Consider the following 25488-nt stretch of genomic DNA (forward strand, 5'->3'; position numbering starts at 1 on the left):
CGACCGGCGCCTCTCGCCGAGCCGATCCGGCGCGGCGCGCGCGTCGGGTAGCGTCGCCCCGAGCGACCCGCGAAGGAGCACCATGCCGACCTGGCCCGAGCACGTCTTCTGGTGGCACGTCTACCCGCTGGGGTTCGTCGGCGCCCCGATCCGCGACGGCGTCGACCCGAACGCGGCACCCGTGCATCGCCTCGACCGCCTCGAGCCCTGGCTCGATCACGTGATCGAGCTGGGGCTGAACGGCCTGCTCCTCGGTCCGGTCTTCGCATCCGAGACGCACGGATACGACACCGTCGATCACTTCCGCGTCGATCCGCGGCTCGGCGACGACGCCGACATGGACCGGCTCATTTCCGCGGCGAAGGCTCGTGGCATCCGGGTGCTCTTCGACGGCGTCTTCAACCACGTCGGCCGCGCCCATCCTGCGTTCCGGGCGGTGCTCGACGGGGGCGACGCGACGCTGTTCCGCGGTGCATGGGTCGACGGCCGGTTCGAGCCCGAGGTCTTCGAGGGGCACGGCGCTCTCGTGGCGCTGGACCACTCCGCCGACACCACCGTCGACCTCGTCGTCGACGTCATGAGCCACTGGCTCGCGCGCGGAATCGACGGCTGGAGACTGGATGCCGCCTACGCGGTGCCGCCGGAGTTCTGGGCGCGGGTGCTCCCCCGCGTGCGCGAGCGGTTCCCCGAGGCGTGGTTCGTCGGCGAGGTCATCCACGGAGACGGGCCGGCCATCGTGAACGCCTCGACCATGGACTCCCTCACGCAGTACGAGCTGTGGCAGGGGATCTGGCACGGAATCGCCGACGGCAACTTCTTCGAGCTGAGTCACGCGATCGAGCGCCACGACGAGCTGCTCGCGACCTACGTTCCGCAGACGTTCGTCGGCAACCACGACGTCACCCGCATCGCCTCCGCGGTGGGGCCGGACCTCGTCCCGCACGCCCTCGCCGTGCTGTTCGCGGTGGGCGGCACACCGTCGGTGTACGCCGGCGACGAGTTCGGCTGGACCGCCGTGAAGGAGGAGCGGCTCGGCGGCGACGACGCCGTACGGCCGGAGTTCCCCGCGGCCCCGGGTGAGGTGGCCGACGTCGACGAGCGCATCCTCGACGCGCATCGCGCGCTCATCGCGCTGCGTCGGCGGCATCCGTGGCTCTGGCGCGCGCGCACCGACGTGGTCGAGGTGGCCAACGACACGCTCGTCCTGCGCACCGCGGTGGACGCCGAGGCGATCGTTGTGGCTCTGAGTCTCCGGGATGCGCCCGTGTCCCTGCCCGCCGCCGACGCGGCGGCCGTGGTCGCCGGCGACGGCCCCCTCCGGAACGGTCGCGTCGATCTCCCCGCCCGCGGCTGGGCGGTGCTCGAGGGCTGACCCGTCGGTGTGTGTGTCGCCGGGTTTCGCGCTCGGGAGCCGTGCACGCCGACGTGGCATTACCGTCGAGGTATGACTTCCCTCCCGCAGGAGCGATCCGAGAGCACCCCCAGCATCGGCACCGGGGTCACCGCCGACGACTTCAAGCGCGCGTTCCGCGGCCACCCCGGCGGTATCGCCGTCATCACCGCCTACGGCGAGCACGGCCCCGTGGCGCTCACCGCGTCATCGGTGTCGTCGGTCTCGGCCGACCCGCCGCTGCTGATCTTCTCGGTCTCGAGCCTGTCGTCCGCGACGCCCACGATCGTGGCGGCGTCCACGATCGTAGTGCACCTGCTCGACGCCGAGGACATCTCCCTCGCGCGCGCCGGCGCCACGAGCGGCCTCGACCGCTTCGCCGACACCTCGGCCTGGACGCGCCTGTCCACCGGGGAGCCGGTGTACCACGGCGTCCGCGCGTGGCTGCGGTGCGCGGTGGTCAGCCGGATGGATGCCGGCGGCTCGACGGTCATCGCCGCCCAGGCCCTGCAGGTCAACGTCGAGCGCGACCTCGAGCCCGGCGAGACGGGCGCCGCCCTGGTGTATCACAACCGCACGTGGCACCGTCTGGGCGACCACTCGCGCCTCGACTGACACCGCCGGGCCGTCACTGCCCCACGCGATCCGGGTACCGGGTCAGTGCGCGGCATCCGCCTTCTCGTCGCGCGAGAGCACGCGTCGGACGCCGGTGATCACACCGACGATGATCAGGCCGAGGACGAGCCCGAAGACCGCCGAGATCGCGGTGTCGACGATCCACTCCACGACGGGTCCGGCGGCCTCGACGAGGTGCGTGAGGGCGTGCACGAGATCAAGGGGCCCGTGCCACAGGGTCTCGGCGAGATTCGCGACGACCAGGTGGCCGCCGACCCACAGCATCGCGACGGTTCCGACCACGCTGATGACGCGGAAGACGGCGGGCATGGATGCCACGACCCGGGCGCCGAACCGCCGGACCCCCCTCGCCGGGCTCTTCATGAAGCGCAACCCGATGTCGTCGATCTTGACCAGGAGCGCAACGGCACCGTAGACCAGCACCGTCATGCCGAGGCCGATGACCAGCAGCGCCCCGAGCGTCATCCAGATGCTGAAATCCGGGTCGAGGCTCGTCAGCGCGATGAGCATGATCTCCGTGCTGAGGATCAGGTCGGTCCGGACAGCCCCGAACACGAGCTTGCGCTCATCCCGCGGGCCGTCGTCGGCGTGCTCGTGCGACACTCCGAACCACTCGAGCACCTTCTCCGCGCCCTCGAAGCACAGGAATCCGCCACCCACGATGAGGAGGAACGGCAGCACCGCCGGAGCGAAAGCCGTCAGCAGCAACGCGATCGGAATGATGATGACGTACTTGTTGATGATGCTGCCGAGGGCGATCTTCCACACGACGGGCAGCTCGCGGGCCGGGGTGATCCCCTGCACGTACTGAGGCGTCACCGCGGCGTCGTCGATGACGACCCCTGCGGTCTTCGCGCTGGCCTTGAGGGCGGCGCTGAGGATGTCATCGACCACGGCGAGCAGACCGACGGACATACGCGATTCTCCCTGGGTGAACGGCTGGCGCGGGAGCCGCGCACAGTGACGGAGTCGTCAGAGCGACCCTAGCGGCCCCTCGCGACTCTTGGGCCGAGCGCCGCTTCACCCGCCCACCTCCCGGCTCCCTCCGGAAGCGTGTGCGGCGCGCCGGCCCGATCGTGGGCGGATGCTCGCGCTCACCACGCTGCCGTCTCTGATCCTCGCCGTCGTGTTCGCCGTCAGCGGCGTCGGCAAGCTGCTCGACCTCGGCGCAGCGTCGTCCACGCTGCGCGCCCTGCGCATCACCGGTCTGCCGGCCGGCCCCACCGTGGGTGCCGTGGCCGCCGCCGAACTCGTCACCGCACTCGGTCTGCTGCTGGGCGCCGGTCCGACCGCCGTCGCCGCAGCGGCCGGCGCTCTGACACTGACGCTGGTGTTCCTGGCGATCGGAGTGCGTGCACAGGCGCGGGCGTCGACGGACGACTGCGGATGCTTCGGGCGTGTGGCATCCACCCGGGTCGGTCCCGCCATGACGGCGCGCAACGCGGCCCTCTCCGCACTCGCCGCGCTCTCCCTGCTCGGGGCGCTGGAGGAGCCCGCCCTCCCGGCGCTGGCCGTGCGCCTGCTGCTCTCGCCACTGCCGGCGATAGGCGCGCTCCTCAGCGCGGTCGCGGTCGCGGTCGTCGTCGCCTCGCTGCGCCGTCCGGAGGCTCCGAACCGGACAGGAGTCCCGGATGCCGCCCTGATCGCGCCCGAGGGCGAGGTCGTCGTCCCTCGCCAGCGCGCGTTGCGCGGACGCGCCCAGCTGCTGCTGTTCGTGCGGCGCGGATGCAGCGCGTGCGAGAGCCTGATCGATCGGATGACCGGGGACCGGGACCGGCTCGAGACGCTCGTCGACGTGCGGCTGATCGTGGCCGTCGGCGATGGATCGCCGTTGAGCAGCGCCGATGTCGGGCTGCACGCCGATCCGTCGGGCGAGTTCGCCGTGGCCCTCGGGATCCCGGCCGACCGTCCCGCCGGCGTCCTGTTGACCACCTCAGGCGGCCTGCTGCGGCCGATCGCGGTCGGCGGGGAGGAGACCGCGTCCCTGGTCGACACCGTTCTGGCGGCGGCGGCCGACGCCCGAACCCCGCGTTCCGACGAGGATCGTTCGACGCACTGAGAAACGATGGTCCCGGCGATCCGACAATCGTCCCTATCGCGCCTCCGACGACCTGACTAGGGTGAAATCCGTCCGGTTCCGGGAGGAAAGAGGCGCCCATGTCGTTCATCACTCGAGGATTCTCCGGACGCCGCGCCGAGCGCGACCCCCGCCTTCCCCCCGGCCAGACGCTGGTGGGTGACTGGCCGGTGCTGTCGGCCGGGCCCACCCCCGAGATCGACGCGGACGACTGGGAATTCGTCGTCCGTACCGAGAACGGCGACCACCGGTGGAACACCGCGCAACTGCAGGCGCTGGGGATGGAGGACATCACCGTCGACATCCACTGCGTCACGCACTGGACCAAGCTCGACATGCCGTGGCGCGGAGTGTCTCTCGACCGCATCTTCGCCGAGGTCGAGACCGCCCACGACTACGTCATGGCGCACTCCTACGGCGGGTACACCACGAACATCCCGCTGGACGACCTGCTCGACGGCAAGAGCTGGATCGCGTTCGAGGCCGACGGGGAGCCGCTCACGCCTGAACACGGTGGACCGGCGCGCCTGCTCGTTCCGCACCTGTACTTCTGGAAGAGCGCGAAGTGGGTGCGCGGCCTCGTCACGATGCCCGACGACGACCCTGGCTTCTGGGAGCAGAACGGCTACCACCTGCACGGCGACCCATGGCAGGAGGAGCGGTACTGGTGACGCGGCGCCCGACCGCCTGGCACGCCGCGACGGTCGCCGACGTCCGCGCCGAGACTCCGACGGCGAAGCGGATCGAACTCGACGTGCCGACGTGGCCCGGGAACGACGCCGGCGCTCACCTCGACCTGCGCCTGACCGCACCCGACGGCTACCAGGCCTCGCGGTCGTACTCGATCGCGTCGTCGGGCGAAGGCACCCGCGTCCTCCTCGCCGTGGACGAGGTGCCCGAGGGCGAGGTCTCGCCGTTCCTCGTGCACGATCTGCGGGTCGGCGACCAGATCGAGGTGCACGGTCCCTTGGGCGCGTTCTTCGTGTGGACCCCGCGCGCCGAGGAGTCGCCGCGGCCGGTGCAGCTGATCGCCGGCGGCTCGGGCGTCGTGCCGCTGTACGCGATGGCGCAGGCGCACGCGGACGCCGGCGATGCGAGCGAGTTCCGGCTTCTCTATTCGGTGCGTACCCCGGCCGACGTGTTCTTCGCCGACGAGCTGGCGGCGCTGGCAAACTCGGGCGCCGTGGAACTCGACCTCGTGTACACGCGCGCCGCTCCCCCCGAGGCATCCCTCCCTCCCGGCCGGCTGACCCCCGAGCGTCTGCGCGGGGCGGCGGTGCCCGCCGACGAGAACCCCCGCGTGTACGTGTGCGGCCCGACCCCGTTCGTCGAGGCCGTCTCGCGCTGGCTCCTGGATGCCGGGCACCGGCCCGGCGACATCCGCACCGAGCGATTCGGAGGCTCGTGATGGACGTTCTCGACGGCAACGCGCTGGCCGGCCGGTTGGCCGACCTCCTCGGATGGGATGCCACCGATTCGCCCGTCCGCTGCCGGGCGTGCGGAGACGGGGGCGCCGTCGCCCGAGTCGCGGTGTACGTGAGCGCGATGGGCGCCGTGGCCCGCTGCCGCGCGTGCGACGCCGTGCTGTTGACGATGGTGGATGCCGTCGGCGGACGATCGTGGATCGGGATGCCGGGCATCGACGCTCTCGAGGTGCGGCGGGGGTGATCCGGAGCGCCGGTGCTGGCGCTCATCCGCCGAACGGGAACACCGGCGCCCCTCCCACCGCTGCGGGTACGACGAAGACTCGACCGGCGAGGGGCTCGTCGTCCGCCGCGATGCCCTGACGTGAGGTCGTCACATACAGGACCGGGCGGTCGCCACCGCCGAATGCGCACGACGTGGGATTGGTCACGGGCAGCCGCACCACCTGGTCGAGTCGCCCGTCGGAGTCATATCGGTGCACCGCACCGCCGCCCCACATCGCGACCCACAGTCCGCCCTCGTCGTCCAGGGCCATCCCGTCGGGAGCGCCCGGAGCCTCGGCGTCGACCCGCGCGAACACCCGCGAGGCGCCGAACGCGCCGCGATCGGGGTCGTAGTCGTAGGCGCGGATCTCGCGGGTCAGGGTGTCGGCGTGCAGCGCCGTGGTGCCGGCATCCGTCCACACGAGTCCATTCGGGATCGACACCCCCTCGAGCGCGACGTGGACGGAGAGATCGGGCTCGAGACGGTACAGGCGCCCGCCGCCCGGGCGCATGTCGTAGGCCATCGAGCCGCAGAAGAAGCGTCCCGCCGCGTCGCACGCGCCCTCGTTCATCCGCACCGCGGGGTCGTTGAAAGCGCGGATGCGCTGCTGCACGCCGAGGTCGTCGTCGAGCAGCATGAACCCGCGTTCGACCGCGGCGACGAACCCGCCGCCGCGGCGACGCCGGATCACACTCAGCACGTCCGCGACGTGCGTGCGCTCGACGGATGCCACTTCCCCGGCGTCGGCGACGGTGATCAGGTCGCCGGCGAGCATGTCGACGTGGCGCAGGGTGCCGGTCGCAGCATCCCAGAACGCGCCCTCGCCGTGGTCGACCGCGGAATCGCCGATCCAGCGGGCCCCCGACGCAGTCGTGAGGTCAGAGCCATCCACCGTCGACCACCCACTTCTGCGCCGTGCACATCGCCGAGTCGTCGGCGGCCAGCCACAGCACCATCCGCGCCACGTCCGCCGGATACACCTTGTCCTCCAGGCTCTGACTCCGACGGATGTGCTCCTCTGCCTCGGGTGTCACCCAATCGCGCATCTGCCGCGCCGTCATGACCCACCCGGGGATGACGCAGTTGACGCGGATCCGGTCGGGGCCGAGCTCGCGGGCGAGCGTGCGCGTGAGACCCTCGATGCCCGCCTTGGCCGTGATGTATCCGACCAGGTCCTGCAGATCGATGTGGGCGCTGATCGACCCCATGTTGATGATCGAGCCACCGCCCGCCGCCCGCATCATCGGGGCGACCGCCCGCGCGGCGAAGAAGTGGTGACGGAGGTTCACCGCCTGCCGGTCGTCCCAGTAGGCAACGTCCAGCTCGTCGATCGTGTGGCGCAGGTCGTGCGCGGCGTTGTTGACGAGGATCTGCACGGGACCGAGATCGGCGGCGAACCGCGCGACGGCGTCTTCCAGCGCCGGGATGTCGCGCACGTCGCACGGGAGGAACCGCGCGGCCCCGCCCAGTTCCGCGGCGAGGGCCTCAGCCGCCGGCACGTCGATGTCGACGAACCCCACGCGGGCGCCCTGCGCGACGAGCTGGCGGACGATCTCCTCACCGAGGCCGGTCGCACCGCCGCTGACGACCGCCACGCGACCCCGGAGGCTCGGGTAGCTCGCATATGTCATGCCGGAACACCTCCCGGCAGGATCACCGCGCGCCCGACCGCACCGGCGGCGAGCGCGGCGAACGCCTCGTTGACGCCATGGAGCGGGTACCGGGTGCCGATGAGTTCGTCCAGCGGCAGGAGACCGGCGCGGTAGAGCTCGAAGATCGCGGGGAGGTCGAGTGCCGGCACGGACGAGCCGTACAGCGATCCGATGATCTTCTTCTGCCGCTGCACCAGCTCGTTGATCGGCACCTCGAAGGTCTGCCCGACAGCACCGAGCCCGACCGCGACCGCGGTGCCGAGCGGCCGCAGCATCCGGACCGCGGTGGTGAGGGTCTCGGGCCGCCCGACGGCCTCGACGGCCCACGCCACCCCGCCGGGCGCGATCGCGAGCACGTCGTCGACGGGATCGCCCTCCCCCGCGCGTACGGTGTGCGTCGCGCCGAGGCGACGGGCGAGCGCGAGCTTGTCCTCGTCGACGTCGACGGCGATGAGCGGGTGGGCGCCGGAGAGCTTCGCGCCCATGATGGCGGCCAAGCCCACACCGCCCACACCGATCACGACGACGGGCTCGCCCAGGCACCGGCCGATGACGTTGCGCGCGACCCCGACACCGGTGATCACAGCGCAGCCGGCGATGGCGGCGATCTCGGCGGGGATGTCGTCGGGCACGGGCACGACGCTGCGCTCGTGGACGACGACCCGCTCGGCGAAGCTCGACGCCCCGAGCAGGTGGTGCACGGGGCCGTCGGTGTCGCGCATGCGCGTCGTGCCGTCGAGCAGACCGCCGGACTGCGCCTGGATCGCACCCATCTCGCACATGATCGGGGCGCCGACGATGCATTGACGGCATCGCCCGCAGTTCGGGCGCCAGAGCAGCGCGACCCGGTCACCGACGCGGATCGCGCCGCTCGTCCGCTCACCGACCGCCCGCACGCGTCCCGCACCCTCGTGCCCCGGCACCACAGGGAGGGGGCACCGTAGCTCTCCTCGGAGATAGTGCAGGTCGGAGTGACACACTCCGGCGGCCTCGATCTCGACGAGGATCTCCTCCGGACCGGGGCCGGCGAGCTCGATCTGCTCGATCCGCGGCGCTTCGCCGACCTCCCGGAGGACGGCGGCATGGATCAGGGATGACATCGGGGCTCCTTCGGGGTCAGTGGGACTCGCGCATGACGGCCGGTCCGGTCGCCCCGACGAGGAAGTCGAGGTCGGCCCCGGTGTCGGCCTGACCGACGTGCGCGACGTACAGCTGCTCCCACCCGCGCCGCGGGGCGGCATAGGCCTCAGACGCCCCCGCCGCGGGTTCGCGGGCGCCCAGTTCCTCGTCCGAGACCAGCATCCGAAGGCTTCGGGCCGCCACGTCGAGCTCGATCACGTCACCGTCACGCACGAGCGCGAGGGGACCCCCGGCCGCGGCTTCGGGGGCCACGTGCAGCACGACGGTGCCGTACGCGGTCCCGCTCATGCGTCCGTCGCAGATGCGGACCATGTCGCGCACCCCGCGCTCGAGGAGCTTCCGCGGAAGCGGCATGTTCGCCACCTCGGGCATGCCGGGGTAGCCCCGCGGCCCGCACCCGCGCAGCACGAGCACGGAGTTCTCGTCGACGACGAGATCGGGGTCGTCGATGCGTGCACGCATGTCCTCGACGGAGTCGAACACGACGGCGGGACCGCGGTGACGCAGCAGGGCGGGGGTGGCCGCGGCGGGCTTGATGATCGCGCCCGATGGCGCGAGGTTCCCGCGCAGCACGACGATCCCGGCATCCGGGAGAAGGGGTGCGTCCGCGGTGCGGATGACGCTGCGGTCCCAGACCTCGTGCGCGTCGAGCTCGTCGACGAACGGGCGGCCGGCGACGGTGATCGCGGTGGGGTCGAGCCGATCCCGCACCTCCCGCAGGACCGCGAGGTAGCCGCCGGCGCGGAACAGGTCCTCCATGAGGTACGTGCCCGCGGGCTGCAGGTTCACCAAGAGGGGCACACCCTCACCGATCGCGTCGAAGTCGTCGAGGGTCAGGTCGACGCCGAGGCGCCCGGCGATGGCGAGCAGGTGGACGACGGCGTTGGTCGACCCGCCGATCGCGGCGAGCGCGACGATCGCGTTGTGGAACGAGGCCTTCGTCATGACATCCGCGGGGGTCAGTCCCTCGCGCGCGAGCTCGACGATGCGCCGACCGGTCGCGTGCGCGTACTCCAGCAGGCGACTGTCGGGCGCCGGGATGCCGGCGATCCCGGGCAGCGTCATGCCGAGGGCCTCGGCCATGAACGCCATCGTCGAGGCGGTGCCCATCGTGTTGCAGTGACCGCGGCTGCGGATCATCGACGACTCCGTCGAGCGGAAGACGTCGCCCGCCAGACCGCCCGCGCGCACCTCCTCGCTGAGCTTCCACACGTCGGTGCCGCAGCCGAGGGGCGCACCTCGGAACGTGCCGTTGAGCATCGGTCCGCCGGGGACGACGATCGCCGGGATGCCGACCGACGAGGCCGCCATGAGGAGCGCGGGGATCGTCTTGTCGCACCCGCCGAGGAGGACCACCGCGTCGACGGGGTTGGCGCGGAGGAGCTCCTCGGCGGCCATCGCGGCCATGTTGCGCCACAGCATCGCGGTCGTGCGGACGGTCGTCTCGCCGATCGACACCATCGGCAGGTTGTAGGGGATGCCGCCGGCCTCGTACACGCCGTTCTTGACGCTCTGCGCGACCTCGTCGAGGTGAGCGTTGCACGGCGTCAACTCCGACGCGGTGTTGGCGATCGCGATGTTCGGACGTCCGTCGAAGGCGTGGTCCGGCACCCCGCGCCGCATCCATGCGCGGTGGAGATAGGCGTTGCGGTCATCGCCGCCGTAGAACTGGGCGCTGCGCATGCCGCCCTCGGGGTCGGTCATGTCGTTCCTCTCTTCGGCGACGGCAGCACGAGCTCGCCGTCGCGGCGGTGCGGGATACCCGCGAGAGCCTCATCGCGCAGGTCGGCGGGAAGTGCCTCCTCCGGTGCCTGCTGGTACGCCACGGGACGCAGGAACCGGCGGATCGAGGTGGCGCCCACCGAGGTGAACGCGCTCGTGGTCGCGGGCCACGGGCCCCCGTGGTGCTGGCTCCAGGTGACCGCGACGCCCGTGGGCCAGCCGTCGAACACGACGCGCCCGACTCGCTCCTCCAGGGCCGCGACGACCGCGCCGATCGCCTCGCCCGGCTGTGCGTGCAGCGAGCCGGTGAGAGATCCGCCGACCAGCGCGAGAGCGGCGACGACCTCGTCGATCGTGTCGTACTCCACGAGTACCGTGACGGGGCCGAAGCATTCCTCCAGGAGCGCGTCGGACCGCTCGCGGAACGTGCCGATGTCGGTCGCGACGACGACCGCGCTCACCGGAGTGGACTGTTCCGACGTGCGTCCCGCGACGACACGCGCAGCGCCCTCCTCGCGGAGGCGTTCCACGCCGGGCACGAACGCCTCGGCGATGCGATCGGTCAACAGGGTGAAGGCGGGCCGCTCAGCGACGCGCTCACGCAGGCGCGGGTCGTCCGCGGTTCCCCGTGGCACGAAGACCAGTCCCGGCTTGGTGCAGAACTGTCCGCCGCCGAGGGTGAAGGAGGCGACGAGCCCGTCGATGATCGCGTCGCCCCGCGCCGCGATGGCGCCGGGGGTGACGACGACCGGGTTGGTGCTCCCGAGCTCGCCGTAGAACGGGATCGGGTCGGGACGCCGGGCGATCTCGTCCATCAGGCCTTGCGCTCCCGCGAGCGACCCGGTGAAGGCCGCGGCGCGGACGACCGGTGCCCGCACGAGATCCAGGCCCGCCTGGCGACCCTCGACGAGACCGAAAGCTCCCGCCGGCGCGTCCGCGGCGGCGAGCGCGTCGGTCACGATCCGCGCGGTCGCGCGCGACAGCTCCGGGTGCCCGGAGTGGGCCTTCACCACGACGGGACATCCCGCCGCCAGGGCGGCGGCGGTGTCGCCGCCGGCGACCGAGAACGCGAAGGGGAAATTCGACGCCGAGAAGACGGCGACAGTGCCGAGCGGTCGCAGCAGGCGACGCAACTCCGGACGCGGCGGAAGGGCGGCGAGGTCGGCGGCATCGACGATGGCCTCGAGGTACGAGCCCTCCTCGATCACTCCGGCGAACAGGCGCAGCTGCCCGGTCGTGCGGGCGACCTCTCCGCGCAAGCGCTCAGCACCCAGGTGCGTCTCGTGGTCGGCGATCTCGACGAGCGCGTCGGCGTCGGCATCCATCTCGTCCGCGATGGCGCGCAGCCACCCGGCCCGGACCTCGCGGCTCGCCGCGCGCAAGGCCGGGGCCGCGTCGGCGGCGAGGGCGACGATGTCGCTCACCCCGCCGCCGACGCGTGCGAGTTCGGCCGCCTCACCGCGCATCGGGGTCCACCACGATCTCGACCGGGGTGGCATTCGTCAGCTCGACGACAGCGGATGCCGCGCCGCTGTCGACGCGATACCGGCCCGCGAACCCGTCGATCGCGACGATGCCGTCGGCGTCGGCGGTCAGGTCGGTCGGACCCACCCACCACTCGCCGCGGATGAGCGAATGCAGCGCGTCGTACGCGGGCTTGCGGGTGCCGTCGGCGCGGAGCAGCCCGGCCGGTGCACCCAGCCATGCCCCGTGATCGGTGATACCCCAGTACGTGAGCGACTCGACCGCCGGGTGCGCGAGCACCGTGCGGTAGTGGCGCACGATCTCGTCGGCCTGCCGCGCCTCCCCCTCGGGGGTGCTCGGCCACTCGTCGACGAAGTAGTCGTTGAGGTCGACGATCTCCGGGGGCATGATCTCGCCCGAGAGCAGCGTGGTCTCGGTCATCTGCAGCGGCAGGCCGAAGGCCGCGAAGCGCTCCAGGATCTGTGCGATCTGGTCCTCGCCGCGGAAACCCTGGTGCATGTGGGTCTGCACCCCGAGCGCATCGATCTGGATGCCGGCATCCAGGCAGTCCGCGATGAGGCGCTCGTAGTCCGCCGACAGATCGAAGTCGTTGAGCACGAGGCGGGCATCGGGGTTCGCCTCACGGGCGGACTCGAACGCCAGCTTCACCATCTCGACGCGTCCCTTGGACTGCGCCAGGCGCGTCACGGCGTTCTCCTCGGCAGTGAACACGGGCAGGATCACCGCTTCGTTGATGGCATCCCACAGGTCGATCACCCCGGCGAAGTCCGCCACCGTGGTGCGCACGCGATCGCGCAGGACGTCCTCGACCTCGGTGTCGCTGAGATCGAGCAGCCACGACGGCGTGAGGGTGTGCCAGACCAGGGGGTGGCCCTTGATCTGAACGTCGCGCGCGGCGAACCACTCGGCGGTCCGCTTCAGGCGGACCTCGTCGGTCTGACCGCGGCGGGGCTCATAGCCGCGCCAGTAGAAGGGCAGCGTGACCGCGTTGAAGAGCTCGAGGTAGTCGGCGGCGAGCCGCTCGGGATCGAGGGCGAGGGCACCGCCGAAGTGCTCGAGCTCGCGCGCGCCCTCGATGTCGGGCGCACCGGCGATCCACTCGATGAAGTCGAACCCGATGTTGCCGAACCCGAACGCGTGCGCGGTCTGCTCGATCCGGGCGGACACCCCCGCCAGGGGGCGGCCCGCCGGATCGACCAGCCGCACGCGTCCGCCCACACGGCGTTGAGCCAGATCAGACATCGGCGGTCGACTCCCCTCGCGCACCCGGGTACCAGTCCTGGATGGTGTTCTCGGTCACGGCGATGAAGACGTCGTCGGGGCGCACGCCCTCCGCCTCGAGGCGCCGCGCGACGGCACGGAAAGCGCGCGCCTTGGTCTCGTCGTCGTACATGCGCACCATCAGGATGCGGACGTACAGCACGTCGCGACGCTCACCACCCAGATAGTGCGGATCGGCGATGATGTGGTCGGCCGGGAGCGGGTGAATGACCTGGAAACGGTCCTCGATGTCCATGCCCAGACCCTCGGCGAGACCCTGGTGCACCGCCTCGGCATAGGCCAGGCGCTGCGCGACGGGGACGGTCTCGGCGACTTCGATCGTGATGAGGGGCATCAGGCCCATACCTCCTTGGTGACGCGCACGTCGGCGCGGTTGCGGGCGGACTCCTCGATGGCGAGTCCGAGCAGATGGTCCTGGCACGCGTCGGCCAGGGAGTAGGGGCCCTCGGCCTCGTCGCGCGCCCAGCGCCCGGTGAGTTCGAGGAATGAGGCGACGGCGATGTCGTCCTCCGACAGGCGTGTGCCCGCCCAGGGGTTCCGATAGACGATGCGCCCCTCGAAGGCGGCCGAGACGACCTCGTTGCCCTCCAGGTTCATGTCCACCCCGGTGCGGCGATACGTGATGGGGGAGGTCAGCACACCCTCGCCCGACAGGCGCGTGACGGCGTCGTCGACGATCTCGCCGAGCGACCCGCGCACCACGAGGCGACGGGCGAGCAGGGGGTTCCACCACTGGTTGTCGACGAAGTCGTACAGGCCCATGCGGCCGTCGCCGAAGTCGATCGTGCCGATCGTCGTGGTGCGCGGCTGCGGCTGCGGGTTCTCCACCCAGCCGTCGAAGGTCAGCGGGTCCACGAGCGGCGCCGTGAACGTCCGCGCCGAGACGACGGCATCCGCCATTCCCGCGCCGAGGTAGGACCGCATGATCGACGTCGCGTGGTACAGGTGCGTCGAGGCCACCTCGACCGCCGTCGGCTGGCCGATGGCCCCCGACCGCACGACCTCGAGCCGCGCCGCGTGACCCGGCATGAGCATGTACTGCTCGGCGACCTGGACGCGTCCGGAGGCACCGACCGCCGACCACAGCTCGCGCAGGCCGTCGGCCGTCGGGGCCGGCGGGGTCTCGGCCAGAACTTTCACCCCGTGCTCGACGAGCTCGGTCACGACACCGGGCATCGAGGGCCACGACACCGAGGCGATGACGAAGTCGGGTTTCAGCGCGACGACCTCCTCGATCGTGCGGACGACGGGGATCCCCCAACGCTGGGCCATGCGCTCGGCGGCCTCGTCACTGCGGGCGAGGACGCCGACGGCCTCCAGCCGGTCGGGTGCGGCCGCGGCCATGCGGATGTGGAAGTCGGATCGCCAGCCGGTACCGACGACGGCGAAGGTCAAAGGAGTGCTCAAGAGAGGGTCTTTCTTCTCGGGGGATGGAGGGGAAGGCCGGGGGCCACGGTCAGACCTGGCTCATGCCGCCGTCGACGACGAGATCGACGCCGGCCACGAAACTGGATTCGGCGCTGGACAGGAACGCCACCGCGGCGGCGACCTCCTCGGGCCGACCGATCCGGCGCAGCGGGACCATGTCGGCCACCGCTGCAGCCACCGCCTCCGAGCCACCGGTGAACTGGTCGAAGCCCGCCGTCGCCGTCGGGCCGGGACTGACCGCGTTGGCCCGGATGCCGCGCTCGCCCAGCTCTGCCGTCAGCGTGCGGGCGAGCGAGCGGACCGCGGCCTTGGTGGCGTTGTAGACCGCGTGACCCGGGCCGCCGTTGGACCCGGCGATCGAGGAGACCAGCACGATCCGGCCGTGGTCGTTGAGCAGGGGCACGAACCGTTGCACCGTGAAGAACGTCCCGCGGAAATTCAGATCGCTCACGTGATCGAAGGCCTCGGCATCCGTCTCCGCAACGGGGGTCGACGCGACATCGCGGCCCGCGTTGGCGACGAGCACGTCGACCCCGCGGCCCACCGCGCGCACTTCGGCCGCGAGTTCGTCGAGCCCGTCGAGGCTGGCGGCATCCGCCTGCAGGACGCGAACCCGGTCGCCCCACGCCGCACGTGCGTCGGCGATACGGGCGGCGGTCAGGCCCGTCGTTAGCACATCCGCCCCCTCCTCGAGGAAACGTTCCACGACGGCGCGCCCGATGCCCGAGGTGCCGGCCGTGACGACGGCGAACTGTCCGGCGAGCAGACTGCGGGTCACTTCAGCGCTCCCGCCGCGAGGCCGCGCTCGAACGAGCGCTGCAGGAGAAGGTAGGCCGCGATCACCGGCACGGCCGTGATCACCGCCGCTGCGAGCACACCGGTCTGGTCGTTGGTGTACTGGCTCATGAAGAACGTGGGCAACAGCGTCACCACCTGCTTGCTCGGATCGTTGAGCATGAGCAGAGGCAGCAGGTAGGCGTTCCAGCTGTTGATGAGGGTCAGCACCACGATGGCACCGGCGATCGGACGGGTGAGCGGGAGCACGATGTGCCAGAACACGCGGACGACGTTGGCCCCGTCGATGCGCCCCGCCTCCATGAGCTCGTTCGGGATGCCGTTGAAGAAGCTCCGGGCCAGAAGCACGGTGAAGGGCACCTGCAGGGCCGCCAGCGGCAGGATCACCGCGATGAGTTCGTTGTACATGTCGAAGGTCGACGCCGTGACGAACAACGGTGTCAGCAGCACCGCCTCGGGCATCGTCAGCGCAACCAGCAGCAGCCAGAACCAGATCTCCTTGCCCGCGATGCGCAGCTTGGCGAAACCGAAGGCCGCCAGCATCGTGCACACGTAGACCAGCGCGATCGTGGAGGCCGCGATGATGATGCTGTTCGCGAAGTACGTGTGGACGATTCCGGTGGCGAACACCTTGGCGTAGTTGCCCAGGCCCTGCCCGGCGAGCGAGCCCTGCACCATCGCGATCAGAGGGAACAGATACGGCAGGACGATGAGCGTCGCCAGGATTTGCAGGCCCCACCGTGAGGCGCGGGAACGGACGTCGAACACGGTCAGCTCCTCTCGGACTGTCGATTGATCCGGTTCATCAGCAGTCCCGCCCCGATCGCCAGCACGAGCAGGGCGACCGAGATCGCGGCGGCGTAGCCGAAGTGCTTCTCCTGGACCATGGTTTGGAAGATGTAGGTGCCGAGGAACTCGGTGGCGTGGTTGGGTCCGGCCCGCGTCACGAGGTACGGCACGTCGAAGGTCTTCAGCGCGCCGATCACACCGAGCACGGCGAGGGCGACAGCGGTGCCGCGGCACATCGGCCAGACGATCGACCAGAGGGTGCGGACGTTCCCCGAACCGTCGACGCGCGCCGCCTCGAGGATCTCGGGCTCGATCTGGCTCATCGCGGCGTAGAAGAGGATGAACGTCAGCCCCGTCCACTGCCAGATGGTCACGAGCATGACCACGACCATCGCCGTGACGTTGCCGGCCAACCACGGCTGCGTGAGCGACCCCAGTCCGATCGTCGACAGGATGCCGTTGAACGAGCCGTTCGCGTCGAAGATCAGGCGGAAGACCGGGGCCATCGTCGCCGGAGCCAGGACGGTGGGGATGAAGATGATGACCTTGTACACCGGCGCGAGGTGGATGCGCGAGTGCATGATCGCCGCGAAGACGAAGCCGATCACCGTCTGGGCGGTGAACGTGACGACGAAGAAGATCGCGGTGTGCCCGATGGCCCGCCAGAAGATCGGGTCGGCGAACATCGCGACGTAGTTGTCCCCGCCGACGGCTTCCGACGGGCTGAGGATGAAGCCGTTCCAGTCGAGCGTCGAGACGTAGCCGGTGTACCCGATGGAGAAGTAGATCATTCCGACGACCAGCGCGAGCGCCGGCAGGATCCAGGCGAGGCCGCCGGGGTACGGGGACCTCTGCCCGGCGCGGCGCGGAACGCGCCCCGGGCTGCGTCGTGACCGCCCCGCGGTCACGACGGTTTCGGTGAGAGTGCTCATGTGCTCTTCCTTGAGTCGGGCAGGGTCCTTCGTGGGCGGGACAGGTCCCGCCCACGAAGGGATGCGGCGCTGGGCTACTGCGCGTCCACGACGGACTGCAGGCCCGCCAGGGCGTCGTCGATGGTGACGTCGCCGGTGGCGACGCCGATGAGGGCGTCGCGGAAGGCGCTGTTGAGATCGGCGGACACCGTGGCGAACCGCGGCTGCGTCGACGAGGCCGCGACCTCGGTGTACTGCTGCAGCGCTTCGAGCTGGACCTCCGGGTTCACCAGGTCGATCTCGTCCCACTGCGGCTGGATGCCCAGCAGCGACGGGATGTCGTTGAGCGTGTTGGCGACCGTCTGCTGGCCCGCCTCGGTTGTGGTGAGCCACGTGACAAAGGTCTTGGCCGCGGCCTGCTGGTCGGACTGAGCGCTGATCGCCAGGCCGTAGTCGGCATCCCCGAACATGTTGTCGGTCTCCCCGGTGCCGGCGACGTCGGGAAACGGGATCGGGATCATCGTGAACGGCTCGGGGTTGGAGACGCCGGCCGCCTCCATCGCGCCGATCATCGTGTCACGGACGGTGTACTGCGTGTACCAGGTGCCCATCATGACCATCGCGTACTGGCCGGACATGAACGCATTGCTGGCGTCGGGATACTGCTGAAGCCCGACGGCGCCGTCCTGCATGATTCCGTCGTCGAACAGCGACTTCCAGATCTCCATGCCCTCGACGAACGCCGGATCGGTGTAGGAGCGCTCGCCGAGCGAGGCCTCGACGTAGGCGCCGGGCTCGACGTTCTCCATGATCGCCTCGAAGGTGTCCATGTCGAACGCCCACTGTCCCGCGCCCTGCACGAAGCAGCCCTGGCCCGCGGCCTGGAATGCGGCGCAGACCTGCTTCCACTCCTCCAGGGTCGTCGGGGGCGTCAGGCCCTGGGCGTCGAACATGTCCTTGTTGATCCAGAGGCTGCCCGAGTAGACCGAGCCCGCCGAGAGCCCGACGACCTTGTCGTCGACGACGAGGCCTTCGACCCCGGATGCCGACAGCTTGTCGCGCCAATCGGCACCGAGCGCCTCCTCGACGACGGGGGCCAGGTCAATCGCTCCGGCCTGGAAGGTCACGACGCCGCCATTGGCCGAGCCCGGGGCCACGTTGAAGATGTCGGGCCCGTCCGCGGAAGTGATGGCGGGTCCCATCACAGAGTCGTAGTTGTCGATCGGCTTCGAGACGAACTCGACCGTGATGTCGGGGTACTCCTCGTTGAACGCGGCGATCAGCTGGTCGGCGACGGGCTTGTCCGGCGTCCACCCCCACCACACGAGGTCACCCTCGGTTGCGGAGCCGGAGTCGTCGCCTCCCGATCCGCCTCCCGAGCAGGCGACGAGCGACAGCAGGGTGACTCCTGCGACCGCCGTCGCGCCGAGGCGGCGCCAGGACGATGTCTTCTTTGACATGGATTTTCTCCTCTTGTGCTGCAGGGAAGCTCGATCGAGTCGGCCGATCGCGCGTTTTGCATCGCAAGTTTTAGCGAGACTGAAAACAACTTGTTACGCAACTTGCGTATTGGTTATAGTAGATCCGCCGCCGTCCGCGGTCAAGAGGTCCGGCAGTCGGCAAAGGAGGAGGCCCATGTCGCAGCGCACCGCCACGCTCGCGGAGATCGCCCGCGTCGCCGGCGTATCCGTGCCGACGGTCTCCCGCGTTCTCAATGGACGCCCGGGGATCTCCGCGCCGAAGCGCGAGGAGATCGAGAGACTTCTGGAGGAACGCGGGTACGAGCGACGCAAGGCGCGTCGCGAAACTTCTCTGCTCGATTTCGTGATCGTGAGCCTGGAGACGCAGTGGGCGACGGAGCTTCTGCGGGGAGCGCAAGCCGAGGCCGCACGCGCCGGGGCCGACCTCGTCGTCACCGCCACCGAGGGGTCACCGGCGGGCTCACCCGAGTGGCTGCAGCGGGTCGCGGGGCGCGGAACCGACGGGATCGTCATCGTCGTCTCCGAGATCGACCCCGTGGGTCGTGACGAGCTCGCCCGACTGAACGTGCCGGTGGTGCTGGTGGACCCCGTGGGTACCGACACCGAGTCGTTCGTGACGGTGTCGGCCGCCGACTGGTCGGGAGCACGGGATGCCACCGACCACCTGCTCGATCTCGGACACACCCGGATCGGTTTCGTCACCGGGCCGTTGAACCTCGAATGCCACCAGGATCGACTCGACGGCTACATGTCCGCGCTCGGACGCCGTGGCATCACCCCCGATCCGTCCCTCGTGCAGGTCGGCGACTCGCTCATCTCCGGCGGCATCACGTTCGGCGGAAAGCTCCTCGACGCCGCTGAGCGGCCCACCGCGATCATCAGCGGCTCGGACGAGCAGGCCTACGGCATTTACCTGGCGGCGCGCGAACGGGGGCTGAGTGTGCCCGAGGATCTTTCCGTCGTCGGCTTCGACGACGTCGACCTGTGCCGCTGGGTGAACCCGCAGCTCACCACCGTCCATCAGCCGCTGGCCGGCATGGCATCCGAAGCGGCCCGCCTGGCTCTGGCCATGTCGCGCGGTGAGACGATCGCCCACCGACGCGTGCAGCTGTCGGCCGAGCTCGTCGTCCGCGAGTCGACGGCGCCGCCGCGGGCCGTGTAGCCGCCGCCGGCTCACGACAAACGACGAAAGCCCCGGCGAACCGGGGCTTTTCGTGGCGGAGACGGAGGGATTTGAACCCTCGCTTGGATCGTTGACTGCCGCGCGTTCAGGTCAGAAGCCCCGTGATTACGTGGGTCGTGAATCAGGAAGACCGCTCCCCAATTTGGGTTGTGGGCAAAATTTGTTGCTGGTTTGTTGTCACGGACGTAATCCGTCACCAAATGCCGGCAATACCCCCCCCCCCCCCCCCGGCCCGGGGGCGGCTCAGTCCGTGATGCGCTTTGCCTGGCGCGACCGTTGTGATTGCGCAAACGGCTCTGGCGGTCGAGTTAGGTGGTCGAGGACAGCGGAGGTGAGGAACCGCCACTCGCCCCCTACCTTGAAGCCGGGAATGTCGCCGGCTCGCGCGAGACGGTAGATGGTGTCCGGCGACTTTCGCAGCAGTCTCGCGATGTCGGCAACAGTCACCGCGGTCTCATCTATGCAGTTCTGTGTCCTGGTCATCCGGCTACTTTCGCGCGTGCCCGGGCGTGGATCAAGGGCCATGCGGTCTAGCACCTGATCTGCATCGATCACGCACAACATGATCCGCGGTGATAACGCTTCTGATCTGGTTTTTTCGTGCGTGCCCGGGCGTGCTAGCTTGCCGGGCATGACTGGAGAAGTGGAAGACCCTTACAAGTGGAAGCGCGGGTTCAGCCGCGAGCAAGCGGCGGACTACTGCGGGGTGAACTTCTATAAGGTCGCCAACGCGGTGCGAAAGAACGTCCTCCCGGCCGTTCGTAACGGCAGGGACATCATCATCTTCCGCGAGGATCTGGACGCGTGGATGGAGAGCTGGGAACCGGTCTAGACCGGCGCAATGTCTTAGCCGGATCGAACGTTCTGTGGGGCTGTCAACACCCTTGTCCAGCTCTTCGGGTGGTTCGCTGTGGGTAGAGGGCGATGCCCGAGGGTGTCCTTGGTCGACGAGTTCGCGGCGCGCGAGTGGATATTGGTCGGCGACCGTGCTGGGCACGCCCACAGGCGCCCACAAAGATCGCACGAACAGTCGGGGGCAGGCTGCGGCTATCCTCGCGTTATGGATCTGGTGGACGACGAAGCGCACCGGGCGCTCGCCTACATCGATGCCGTCACCAGGTTTGGCTCTCGCTTGAGCGTCCCCGAGCTGCATCGATATCTCGACGGGCCAAATCGACGACGGGGCGGAACCCCGATCGCGATGCGGCAGATTCTCGCCACGTTGCTGGAGTCGATCCGTGACGTTCATTTGGAGACCACTCCCGGCGAAAGCGCTGCTGACTTCCTAAAGCGGGTCGGATGGGTGTCGGTATCGGACGGAGAGGCAGTCACGTTGACTGGGCTCGGACGCGCCATGCTCGCGCACGCTGAGCGGCCCCCTTCGGTGACGGCAAGCGACAATCCCATGGTCGTGCAAATCGATCCAGAAGATCCTGTTGCCTACGTTCGCGTGTTCGAACTGATGTCTACCCATGGCCCGGGCATGCTCATCGACCCATACTTGGATTTCGAGCGCCTGGCCGACCTAGCGGAAATCTCCGAAGTAACGCGCGTGTTGACTTCAGACCGGACAGAACGCAAACGGCTCGAGCACCTTCGTCGCATCCTTCCTGAGGTTCCCAGCATTGCCATTCGCGTCGCGGGGAAGTCCGCCCTTCACGACCGCTTTTTCATGCCTGACCAGGGCCCAGTTTTTGTGTTGGGCTCGAGCCTGAACTCAATATCGAAGCGCCCGGGGGTGATCACTCCGGTAGCCGACGCTCTCGCTTCAGGTGCAATGCGCAATGAGTACGAAGAGCTTTGGAAGCAGGCCGAACCGCTTGAGCCGCAAGGACCTACCGGAGAAAAGCCTGAGCCCTGAAACCCGCGTCAACCCGGACCGGGACGTTACCGAACCGAACCCACGCCCTCACCTTGCGCGGTAGCCACGGGCCGATGGTTAGCGGCACCTCGTCGAGCCGCAGTTCAGCCTTCGTGAGGAACAGCAATTCGCCACCCCGCGCGATCGTCTCGAGCGCCCGATCGTTCATGCGCCGATCTACGGCGTCGGCATAACGCCTGTTCGTTCCCACCCTGGCCGGGTATCCCTTCTCCGGCAATGCTGGCGACACGGCGCGGGGGCGCGAGAATCAGGCGACGGCCGCAGAGAGCAGGGGACGCTTGACTCCTCGCTCGTAGAGCGGATCACGACTCAGCAGGGCGTCCAGATCAGCCAGGAGATGCTTATCTCCTCCGGCTGGGCGCAGAAAAGCAGCCAGGGCTAGCCACGCCACATACATCGACTTCGGCTCGGCATCGGATGAGACGTTCCTATAGATTTTCGGACGCTTTGGAGATGAGGCGGTCGGTCGCATCCACAACCGGGAATGATGAGCGACGAGATTTCTTGTGACGATCACGGAGGTCAGCTGGGTATGAAAGAGGGCATTCGCTACGCCAAAGGCCGAGGCGACCTCCTTCCAAAGCCACCGGTCCGTAGTGCCGTCGTGAACGGGCGCGGTTTCGGTGATGATGCGCTCGAGGGCACCGAGAGTCCAGCCGTCCACGGCCGCCCAGATGGGCAAGGTTTCCATCGCTGCTAATTGATCAGCTTTATCCATGTTCTCTGGACTGTCCTGCCAAACCCGCCCGTGAGCGAGTTCGAAAGCCTCGAAGGTCCCACGCACGAACGGTTCACGTGATCTCAGAATCTGCTCTCGAACAACTTGATGAATTGGACGGGCCTTCGGGTTCATGACCCGGTAGTGCTCAGAGTGGAGGAAGCAGGCGCGTGGCTCATACAGGTCGCAATGACGATCAACAAGAGTCGCACGCAGCCGCCACTCCAATGTCCTCAGTGCGGTGAACAATCGAGTCGAGACCTCATGATCGATCTCGACCATCTTGATGACCCGATCAATCCGGTCGTCGCCATCGATCAGACCTTCACGACGCAACTTGCGGAAGTTTCTCGCGTACCCCAGAAAATAGTGAAAATTCGTCTGGGCGAGAAATGACTCGGCCTCACCGCTGAGGGTTTCGTCCTCAATGTAGCCACGGCGGACCAAGTACTCGACCCGCTGTCGTGGGGTCAAGTACGGACGCGCTTCTACCATCGAAGTACCTGCCCGGAAATGAAAGGGCCCCCGCAGGGCGCTTCAGTGAGAGGCGGCGGGGGGACTGGTGAAAGTAGTCTACAGGAGACGTCGGACACTGGCAAAACCGGCCATCGCACGCGCGTTAGAAATTGCGCCGCCTGGCTACACACGCCTCCCCATGCCCGAATTCTCGTTCCCTCGGCGTTGCGCCTTCCACGCACGGAGATCACCAGGCCGCGGGACAGGGGACATACATCTGGCGGGCCGCTCAGCTCATCGGATCATTGAGCCGGCTGTGGAACGCGTCGCGGTACTCCTGGTCTCGCCACGGCCACAGCACCGCCTCCCCGATCGCGACGCGGGCGACGTAGCCGTCCTCGCGGACTATTAGCGTCCACCCATCGGATGAGTCGCTCTCCTCGGGCGTGAGGTTCCCGTGCAGGTGCGGGGCAGTCGGATCAGTCTCGCTGACGCACCGATACGGGCGGGCCTCAGCCGGCGCCCCCTCGGGGCGGGTGATCTCGAGTCTCCATGTCGGCCACGATCCCTCGATTACACGGAGATTCGGGGCCTCCCCGGTGGTCGGCACACTGTCGACGTCGACCTCCGCCGCGAACGTCGCGCCGCGATACTCGAATTCGTAGCGCTCGGTCACGCCGCACCCCCCTGCGATCGGAGCCACGCTTCCCACGTTGCGGTGAGCTGCGTCCACTCCTCATCGGTGTAGAAGCGGGACACGATGCCCCATCCGCCGCTGATCCGGTACACCTCTCCGCCGTTCACGAAGCCAACACCCGGAATCTCTGCGCCGCCACCAGGGGCGGGCGCAGCGACCATCATCATGGTCGGGCTGCCAGCGCTCTCGGCCGACGTCAGGTTCCCCGCCGGGTGCTCACCGCCGTCAGCAGCGACCGAGCGCACCAGGCGGATGCCGGCAAGCCCGGGAACCGATCCGTCCGGGACGCTCAGGTGCCACGTCTTCCACGGGCCCTCCACAACACGCACATTCGGCGGGTCGGTCGTGGTCGTGTCAGTCGGGCTGGGCGGCTCGATATTCACCGAGAACGGCGCGCCACCGTACTCGAAACGGTAGAGGTCGGTCACAGCGGGGCCGGTCCGGGGAGACGTGTGGCGTGGAGGTTGCCGCTGCTGTCCACGTAAAGGCGGTACCCCCCGTTGTTACACAGTGACTTCCAGATAGCTCGGATGTCTGCGTCCGTGTCGTGGTAGGTGATCTCGGGTGTTTCAGGCATGATGCTCATTCCTTCCGGGTACTGCGAAACGTTTTGAACCTGACTGAGGTCTTTTTCACCTCTCCGGCGACTCTTTGGAGGAAAAGACGCGTGGGGGTGCCCCCGGGGTCCGGAAAAAAAAGACCGGGGAGGGATATCGGCAATACCCGGAGACCTGGCCTGACTCGTGTTGGGGTGACCCCTCCCACCCGCGGATCAGCCACGGGATACGACCGAGTACTTGCCGCGAGCGCGATCGTCGATCTCGCGCTGCATGTTCTCTCGCTCTTCGCGCTCCTGTTCGAGGCGGTCCTTGATGGTTTCAGCGTTTGCGGCGAGATTGATGGTTACGCCCTTGACGATGAGGTCGCTTGGCTTGCGAGCGTAAGTGGTCTTCTCGTAGGTGTTGAGATCCATGTCGCCCATGCGCAGTCGCCAGGGGATGTCGGGGAGTACGCGGGCGAGGCGCTGCATGGCGATCCATCCCTGGTCGATGACGCGAAGTATGCGGTTGCTCTCGATCATGTTGTCGCGTGCGTCGACCGCGACAGCTCCCATGCCGGCGATGCGGGAGAGGTCGTTGATGTCTGCGGTTCCGATGATCTTGTGCGCTTCGGTGAGCGTGGCCCCGGCTTCGTCGGCGGCAGCCTTGAAGGCGGCGAGGATGCCGTTGTGATACTTGGGCAGTAGGTGAATGAGCTTGTTCTCGTGCGCTGTGCTTGCGGCCGAGTCGATGTCCCCTTGGTTGAGGACATTGGCGATTAGGACTCGCAGGATGTCGGGGTCTTCGATGGGGTCTCGGTCCTCGAGGATTGACGTTGCCCACGAGGCCGCGAGTGCCTGGTAGTTGGTGCTTGTCGCGCGCACTTCGAGGACGGCTTGATGGATCTTGTCGGCGTCGTCATTGTGTTTCTGGATTTCGGCGGGGAGCTTGTATCCAGAGGTCTTGATCGCCTCGAAAATTGCGCGCAGGTCGTGGTTTCGCATGGGGGTTGTTCTCCTGTCAGTTGCTGGGGCTGTTGAGGGCGCGGAGCCATTCGCGCTTGTCGAGCGGAGTGGTTTCGTCACCTGTGATCGTGTCTTGGCTGTTGCTGGCGGTGAGGGCTTCGAGAATGGATCTCGAGAACGTGGGCCGACGGCTGTCATCGGTCATTGGTCTTCCTTTCGTTGGATGCGGATAATTACGTGGTCGTGGCGGGCATGAAGTCTGACGTCCCATCCGTCGACTAGCAGCCATGCGATGTCTTGCACGCCCCGATCGGTGAGGTGGCTGGTCTGGTAGTTCCACTTAGGGCCGTCGTCGGCGATGACGAGGTGCTCGTTTCTGGCCCACGGCGGCGTGGGGAATCCCTTGGACGTGAGGTGCTTGATCGGGGATAGGTTGCTGATCGCATGCGGATCGGCCATGCTGTGTCCTCCTCTCCTGGTAGGGGTGTTGCGTCCCCCCGGCAGGACTTGAACCTGCGCGGCGCCGGGTAGAAACCGGGTGCTCTGTCCACTGAGCTACGGGGGGTCGTTGG

29 protein-coding genes and 1 tRNA gene are annotated in these 25488 nt (G+C 68.6%); 9 read left to right on the top strand and 21 right to left on the bottom strand.

The features are described 5' to 3' along the window. Window positions 1–82 precede the first annotated feature (82 nt). Both LL239_RS00580 and LL239_RS00585 read left to right on the top strand, forming a co-directional pair. Window positions 83–1372 carry an alpha-amylase family protein gene (locus LL239_RS00580; protein WP_228161494.1) on the top strand — a complete coding sequence of 430 codons (1290 nt, stop codon included), beginning with the start codon at window positions 83–85 and terminating at the stop codon, window positions 1370–1372. A gap of 72 nt (window positions 1373–1444) precedes the next feature. Continuing rightward, on the top strand, window positions 1445–2005 hold the full coding sequence (locus tag LL239_RS00585; RefSeq protein ID WP_228161495.1) for a flavin reductase family protein: 561 nt from the start codon (window positions 1445–1447) through the stop codon (window positions 2003–2005). Between the two features lie 42 nt (window positions 2006–2047). On the opposite strand, the gene LL239_RS00590 is transcribed toward LL239_RS00585, so the two are convergent. Further along, window positions 2048–2941 carry a DUF808 domain-containing protein gene (locus LL239_RS00590; protein ID WP_228161496.1) on the bottom strand — a complete coding sequence of 298 codons (894 nt, stop codon included), beginning with the start codon at window positions 2939–2941 and terminating at the stop codon, window positions 2048–2050. A gap of 169 nt (window positions 2942–3110) precedes the next feature. On the opposite strand from LL239_RS00590, the gene LL239_RS00595 reads away from it, so the two are divergent. The 4 genes from LL239_RS00595 (at window position 3111) to LL239_RS00610 (ending at window position 5771) form a co-directional block, all read left to right on the top strand. Beyond that, window positions 3111–4085, top strand: a complete 975-nt coding sequence (locus LL239_RS00595) for a MauE/DoxX family redox-associated membrane protein (protein WP_228161497.1) — start codon at window positions 3111–3113, stop codon at window positions 4083–4085. 98 nt (window positions 4086–4183) lie between these two features. Then, a complete protein-coding gene (locus tag LL239_RS00600) occupies window positions 4184–4774 on the top strand; it encodes a molybdopterin-dependent oxidoreductase (RefSeq protein WP_228161498.1) in 591 nt (196 codons plus the stop codon). After that, window positions 4771–5511, top strand: a complete 741-nt coding sequence (locus LL239_RS00605) for an FAD-binding oxidoreductase (protein WP_228161499.1) — start codon at window positions 4771–4773, stop codon at window positions 5509–5511. Before LL239_RS00600 ends, LL239_RS00605 begins: the two co-directional genes overlap by 4 nt. Then, entirely contained in the window at window positions 5511–5771 is a 261-nt protein-coding gene (locus LL239_RS00610) for a DUF6510 family protein (protein ID WP_228161500.1), read from the top strand. The genes LL239_RS00605 and LL239_RS00610 overlap by 1 nt, the downstream gene beginning before the upstream one ends. A gap of 22 nt (window positions 5772–5793) precedes the next feature. Here the strand turns inward: LL239_RS00610 and LL239_RS00615 are convergent, their stop codons facing one another. The 12 genes from LL239_RS00615 to LL239_RS00670 form a co-directional block, all read right to left on the bottom strand. Continuing rightward, a complete protein-coding gene (locus LL239_RS00615; protein WP_228161501.1) occupies window positions 5794–6684 on the bottom strand; it encodes an SMP-30/gluconolactonase/LRE family protein in 891 nt (296 codons plus the stop codon). After that, the gene (locus tag LL239_RS00620; protein WP_228161502.1) at window positions 6671–7423 is read right to left on the bottom strand and encodes an SDR family NAD(P)-dependent oxidoreductase; all 753 of its coding nucleotides are present in this window, start codon (window positions 7421–7423) and stop codon (window positions 6671–6673) included. The genes LL239_RS00615 and LL239_RS00620 overlap by 14 nt, the downstream gene beginning before the upstream one ends. Beyond that, window positions 7420–8544, bottom strand: coding sequence for a zinc-binding dehydrogenase (locus LL239_RS00625; protein ID WP_228161503.1), 1125 nt, complete (start codon window positions 8542–8544; stop codon window positions 7420–7422). The genes LL239_RS00620 and LL239_RS00625 overlap by 4 nt, the downstream gene beginning before the upstream one ends. Before the next feature lie 16 nt (window positions 8545–8560). After that, window positions 8561–10288: an IlvD/Edd family dehydratase gene (locus tag LL239_RS00630; RefSeq protein WP_228161504.1), complete on the bottom strand. Its 1728-nt coding sequence runs from the start codon at window positions 10286–10288 to the stop codon at window positions 8561–8563. Beyond that, window positions 10285–11730, bottom strand: coding sequence for an aldehyde dehydrogenase (NADP(+)) (locus tag LL239_RS00635; RefSeq protein ID WP_228161505.1), 1446 nt, complete (start codon window positions 11728–11730; stop codon window positions 10285–10287). The genes LL239_RS00630 and LL239_RS00635 overlap by 4 nt, the downstream gene beginning before the upstream one ends. A gap of 31 nt (window positions 11731–11761) precedes the next feature. Next, entirely contained in the window at window positions 11762–13033 is a 1272-nt protein-coding gene (locus tag LL239_RS00640; protein WP_228161506.1) for an endo-1,4-beta-xylanase, read from the bottom strand. Beyond that, window positions 13026–13406: a tautomerase family protein gene (locus LL239_RS00645; protein ID WP_228161507.1), complete on the bottom strand. Its 381-nt coding sequence runs from the start codon at window positions 13404–13406 to the stop codon at window positions 13026–13028. The genes LL239_RS00640 and LL239_RS00645 overlap by 8 nt, the downstream gene beginning before the upstream one ends. Then, on the bottom strand, window positions 13406–14479 hold the full coding sequence (locus tag LL239_RS00650; protein WP_228161508.1) for a Gfo/Idh/MocA family protein: 1074 nt from the start codon (window positions 14477–14479) through the stop codon (window positions 13406–13408). Before LL239_RS00650 ends, LL239_RS00645 begins: the two co-directional genes overlap by 1 nt. A gap of 49 nt (window positions 14480–14528) precedes the next feature. Further along, complete coding sequence (locus tag LL239_RS00655) at window positions 14529–15278, bottom strand: SDR family NAD(P)-dependent oxidoreductase (RefSeq protein WP_228161509.1); 750 nt, start codon at window positions 15276–15278, stop codon at window positions 14529–14531. Next, window positions 15275–16063, bottom strand: a complete 789-nt coding sequence (locus LL239_RS00660) for a carbohydrate ABC transporter permease (RefSeq protein ID WP_228161510.1) — start codon at window positions 16061–16063, stop codon at window positions 15275–15277. Before LL239_RS00660 ends, LL239_RS00655 begins: the two co-directional genes overlap by 4 nt. Before the next feature lie 2 nt (window positions 16064–16065). After that, on the bottom strand, window positions 16066–17016 hold the full coding sequence (locus LL239_RS00665) for a carbohydrate ABC transporter permease (protein ID WP_228161511.1): 951 nt from the start codon (window positions 17014–17016) through the stop codon (window positions 16066–16068). A 74-nt stretch (window positions 17017–17090) separates the two neighbouring features. Beyond that, window positions 17091–18455, bottom strand: a complete 1365-nt coding sequence (locus LL239_RS00670; RefSeq protein ID WP_228161512.1) for an extracellular solute-binding protein — start codon at window positions 18453–18455, stop codon at window positions 17091–17093. 175 nt (window positions 18456–18630) lie between these two features. On the opposite strand from LL239_RS00670, the gene LL239_RS00675 reads away from it, so the two are divergent. Further along, window positions 18631–19638: a LacI family DNA-binding transcriptional regulator gene (locus LL239_RS00675; RefSeq protein WP_228161513.1), complete on the top strand. Its 1008-nt coding sequence runs from the start codon at window positions 18631–18633 to the stop codon at window positions 19636–19638. Between the two features lie 264 nt (window positions 19639–19902). Here LL239_RS00675 and LL239_RS00680 read toward each other — a convergent pair whose 3' ends face one another. Beyond that, on the bottom strand, window positions 19903–20214 hold the full coding sequence (locus tag LL239_RS00680; protein ID WP_228161514.1) for a helix-turn-helix domain-containing protein: 312 nt from the start codon (window positions 20212–20214) through the stop codon (window positions 19903–19905). A 76-nt stretch (window positions 20215–20290) separates the two neighbouring features. Between LL239_RS00680 and LL239_RS00685 the strand changes: the two genes are divergently transcribed. Then, window positions 20291–20491 (top strand): helix-turn-helix domain-containing protein, encoded by a 201-nt coding sequence (locus tag LL239_RS00685; protein WP_228161515.1) that lies wholly within the window; start codon window positions 20291–20293, stop codon window positions 20489–20491. Between the two features lie 228 nt (window positions 20492–20719). Continuing rightward, window positions 20720–21520 carry a hypothetical protein gene (locus tag LL239_RS00690; protein WP_228161516.1) on the top strand — a complete coding sequence of 267 codons (801 nt, stop codon included), beginning with the start codon at window positions 20720–20722 and terminating at the stop codon, window positions 21518–21520. Window positions 21521–21788: 268 nt separating this feature from the next. Here the strand turns inward: LL239_RS00690 and LL239_RS00695 are convergent, their stop codons facing one another. From LL239_RS00695 to LL239_RS00725, 7 genes are all read right to left on the bottom strand, one after another. After that, window positions 21789–22733, bottom strand: a complete 945-nt coding sequence (locus LL239_RS00695; protein ID WP_228161517.1) for an Abi family protein — start codon at window positions 22731–22733, stop codon at window positions 21789–21791. Between the two features lie 271 nt (window positions 22734–23004). Then, on the bottom strand, window positions 23005–23391 hold the full coding sequence (locus tag LL239_RS00700) for a hypothetical protein (RefSeq protein ID WP_228161518.1): 387 nt from the start codon (window positions 23389–23391) through the stop codon (window positions 23005–23007). After that, entirely contained in the window at window positions 23388–23840 is a 453-nt protein-coding gene (locus tag LL239_RS00705) for a hypothetical protein (RefSeq protein ID WP_228161519.1), read from the bottom strand. Before LL239_RS00705 ends, LL239_RS00700 begins: the two co-directional genes overlap by 4 nt. 344 nt (window positions 23841–24184) lie before the next feature. Further along, window positions 24185–24955, bottom strand: a complete 771-nt coding sequence (locus LL239_RS00710; RefSeq protein ID WP_228161520.1) for a hypothetical protein — start codon at window positions 24953–24955, stop codon at window positions 24185–24187. A gap of 16 nt (window positions 24956–24971) precedes the next feature. Next, window positions 24972–25121 (bottom strand): hypothetical protein, encoded by a 150-nt coding sequence (locus LL239_RS00715; RefSeq protein ID WP_228161521.1) that lies wholly within the window; start codon window positions 25119–25121, stop codon window positions 24972–24974. Then, window positions 25118–25375, bottom strand: coding sequence for a hypothetical protein (locus tag LL239_RS00720; protein ID WP_228161522.1), 258 nt, complete (start codon window positions 25373–25375; stop codon window positions 25118–25120). Before LL239_RS00720 ends, LL239_RS00715 begins: the two co-directional genes overlap by 4 nt. Before the next feature lie 33 nt (window positions 25376–25408). Then, window positions 25409–25481: transfer RNA gene (locus tag LL239_RS00725), tRNA-Arg, on the bottom strand. Window positions 25482–25488 lie beyond the last annotated feature (7 nt).

The sequence above is a fragment of the Microbacterium testaceum genome (assembly GCF_020781835.1).
Taxonomy (GTDB): domain Bacteria; phylum Actinomycetota; class Actinomycetes; order Actinomycetales; family Microbacteriaceae; genus Microbacterium; species Microbacterium testaceum_H.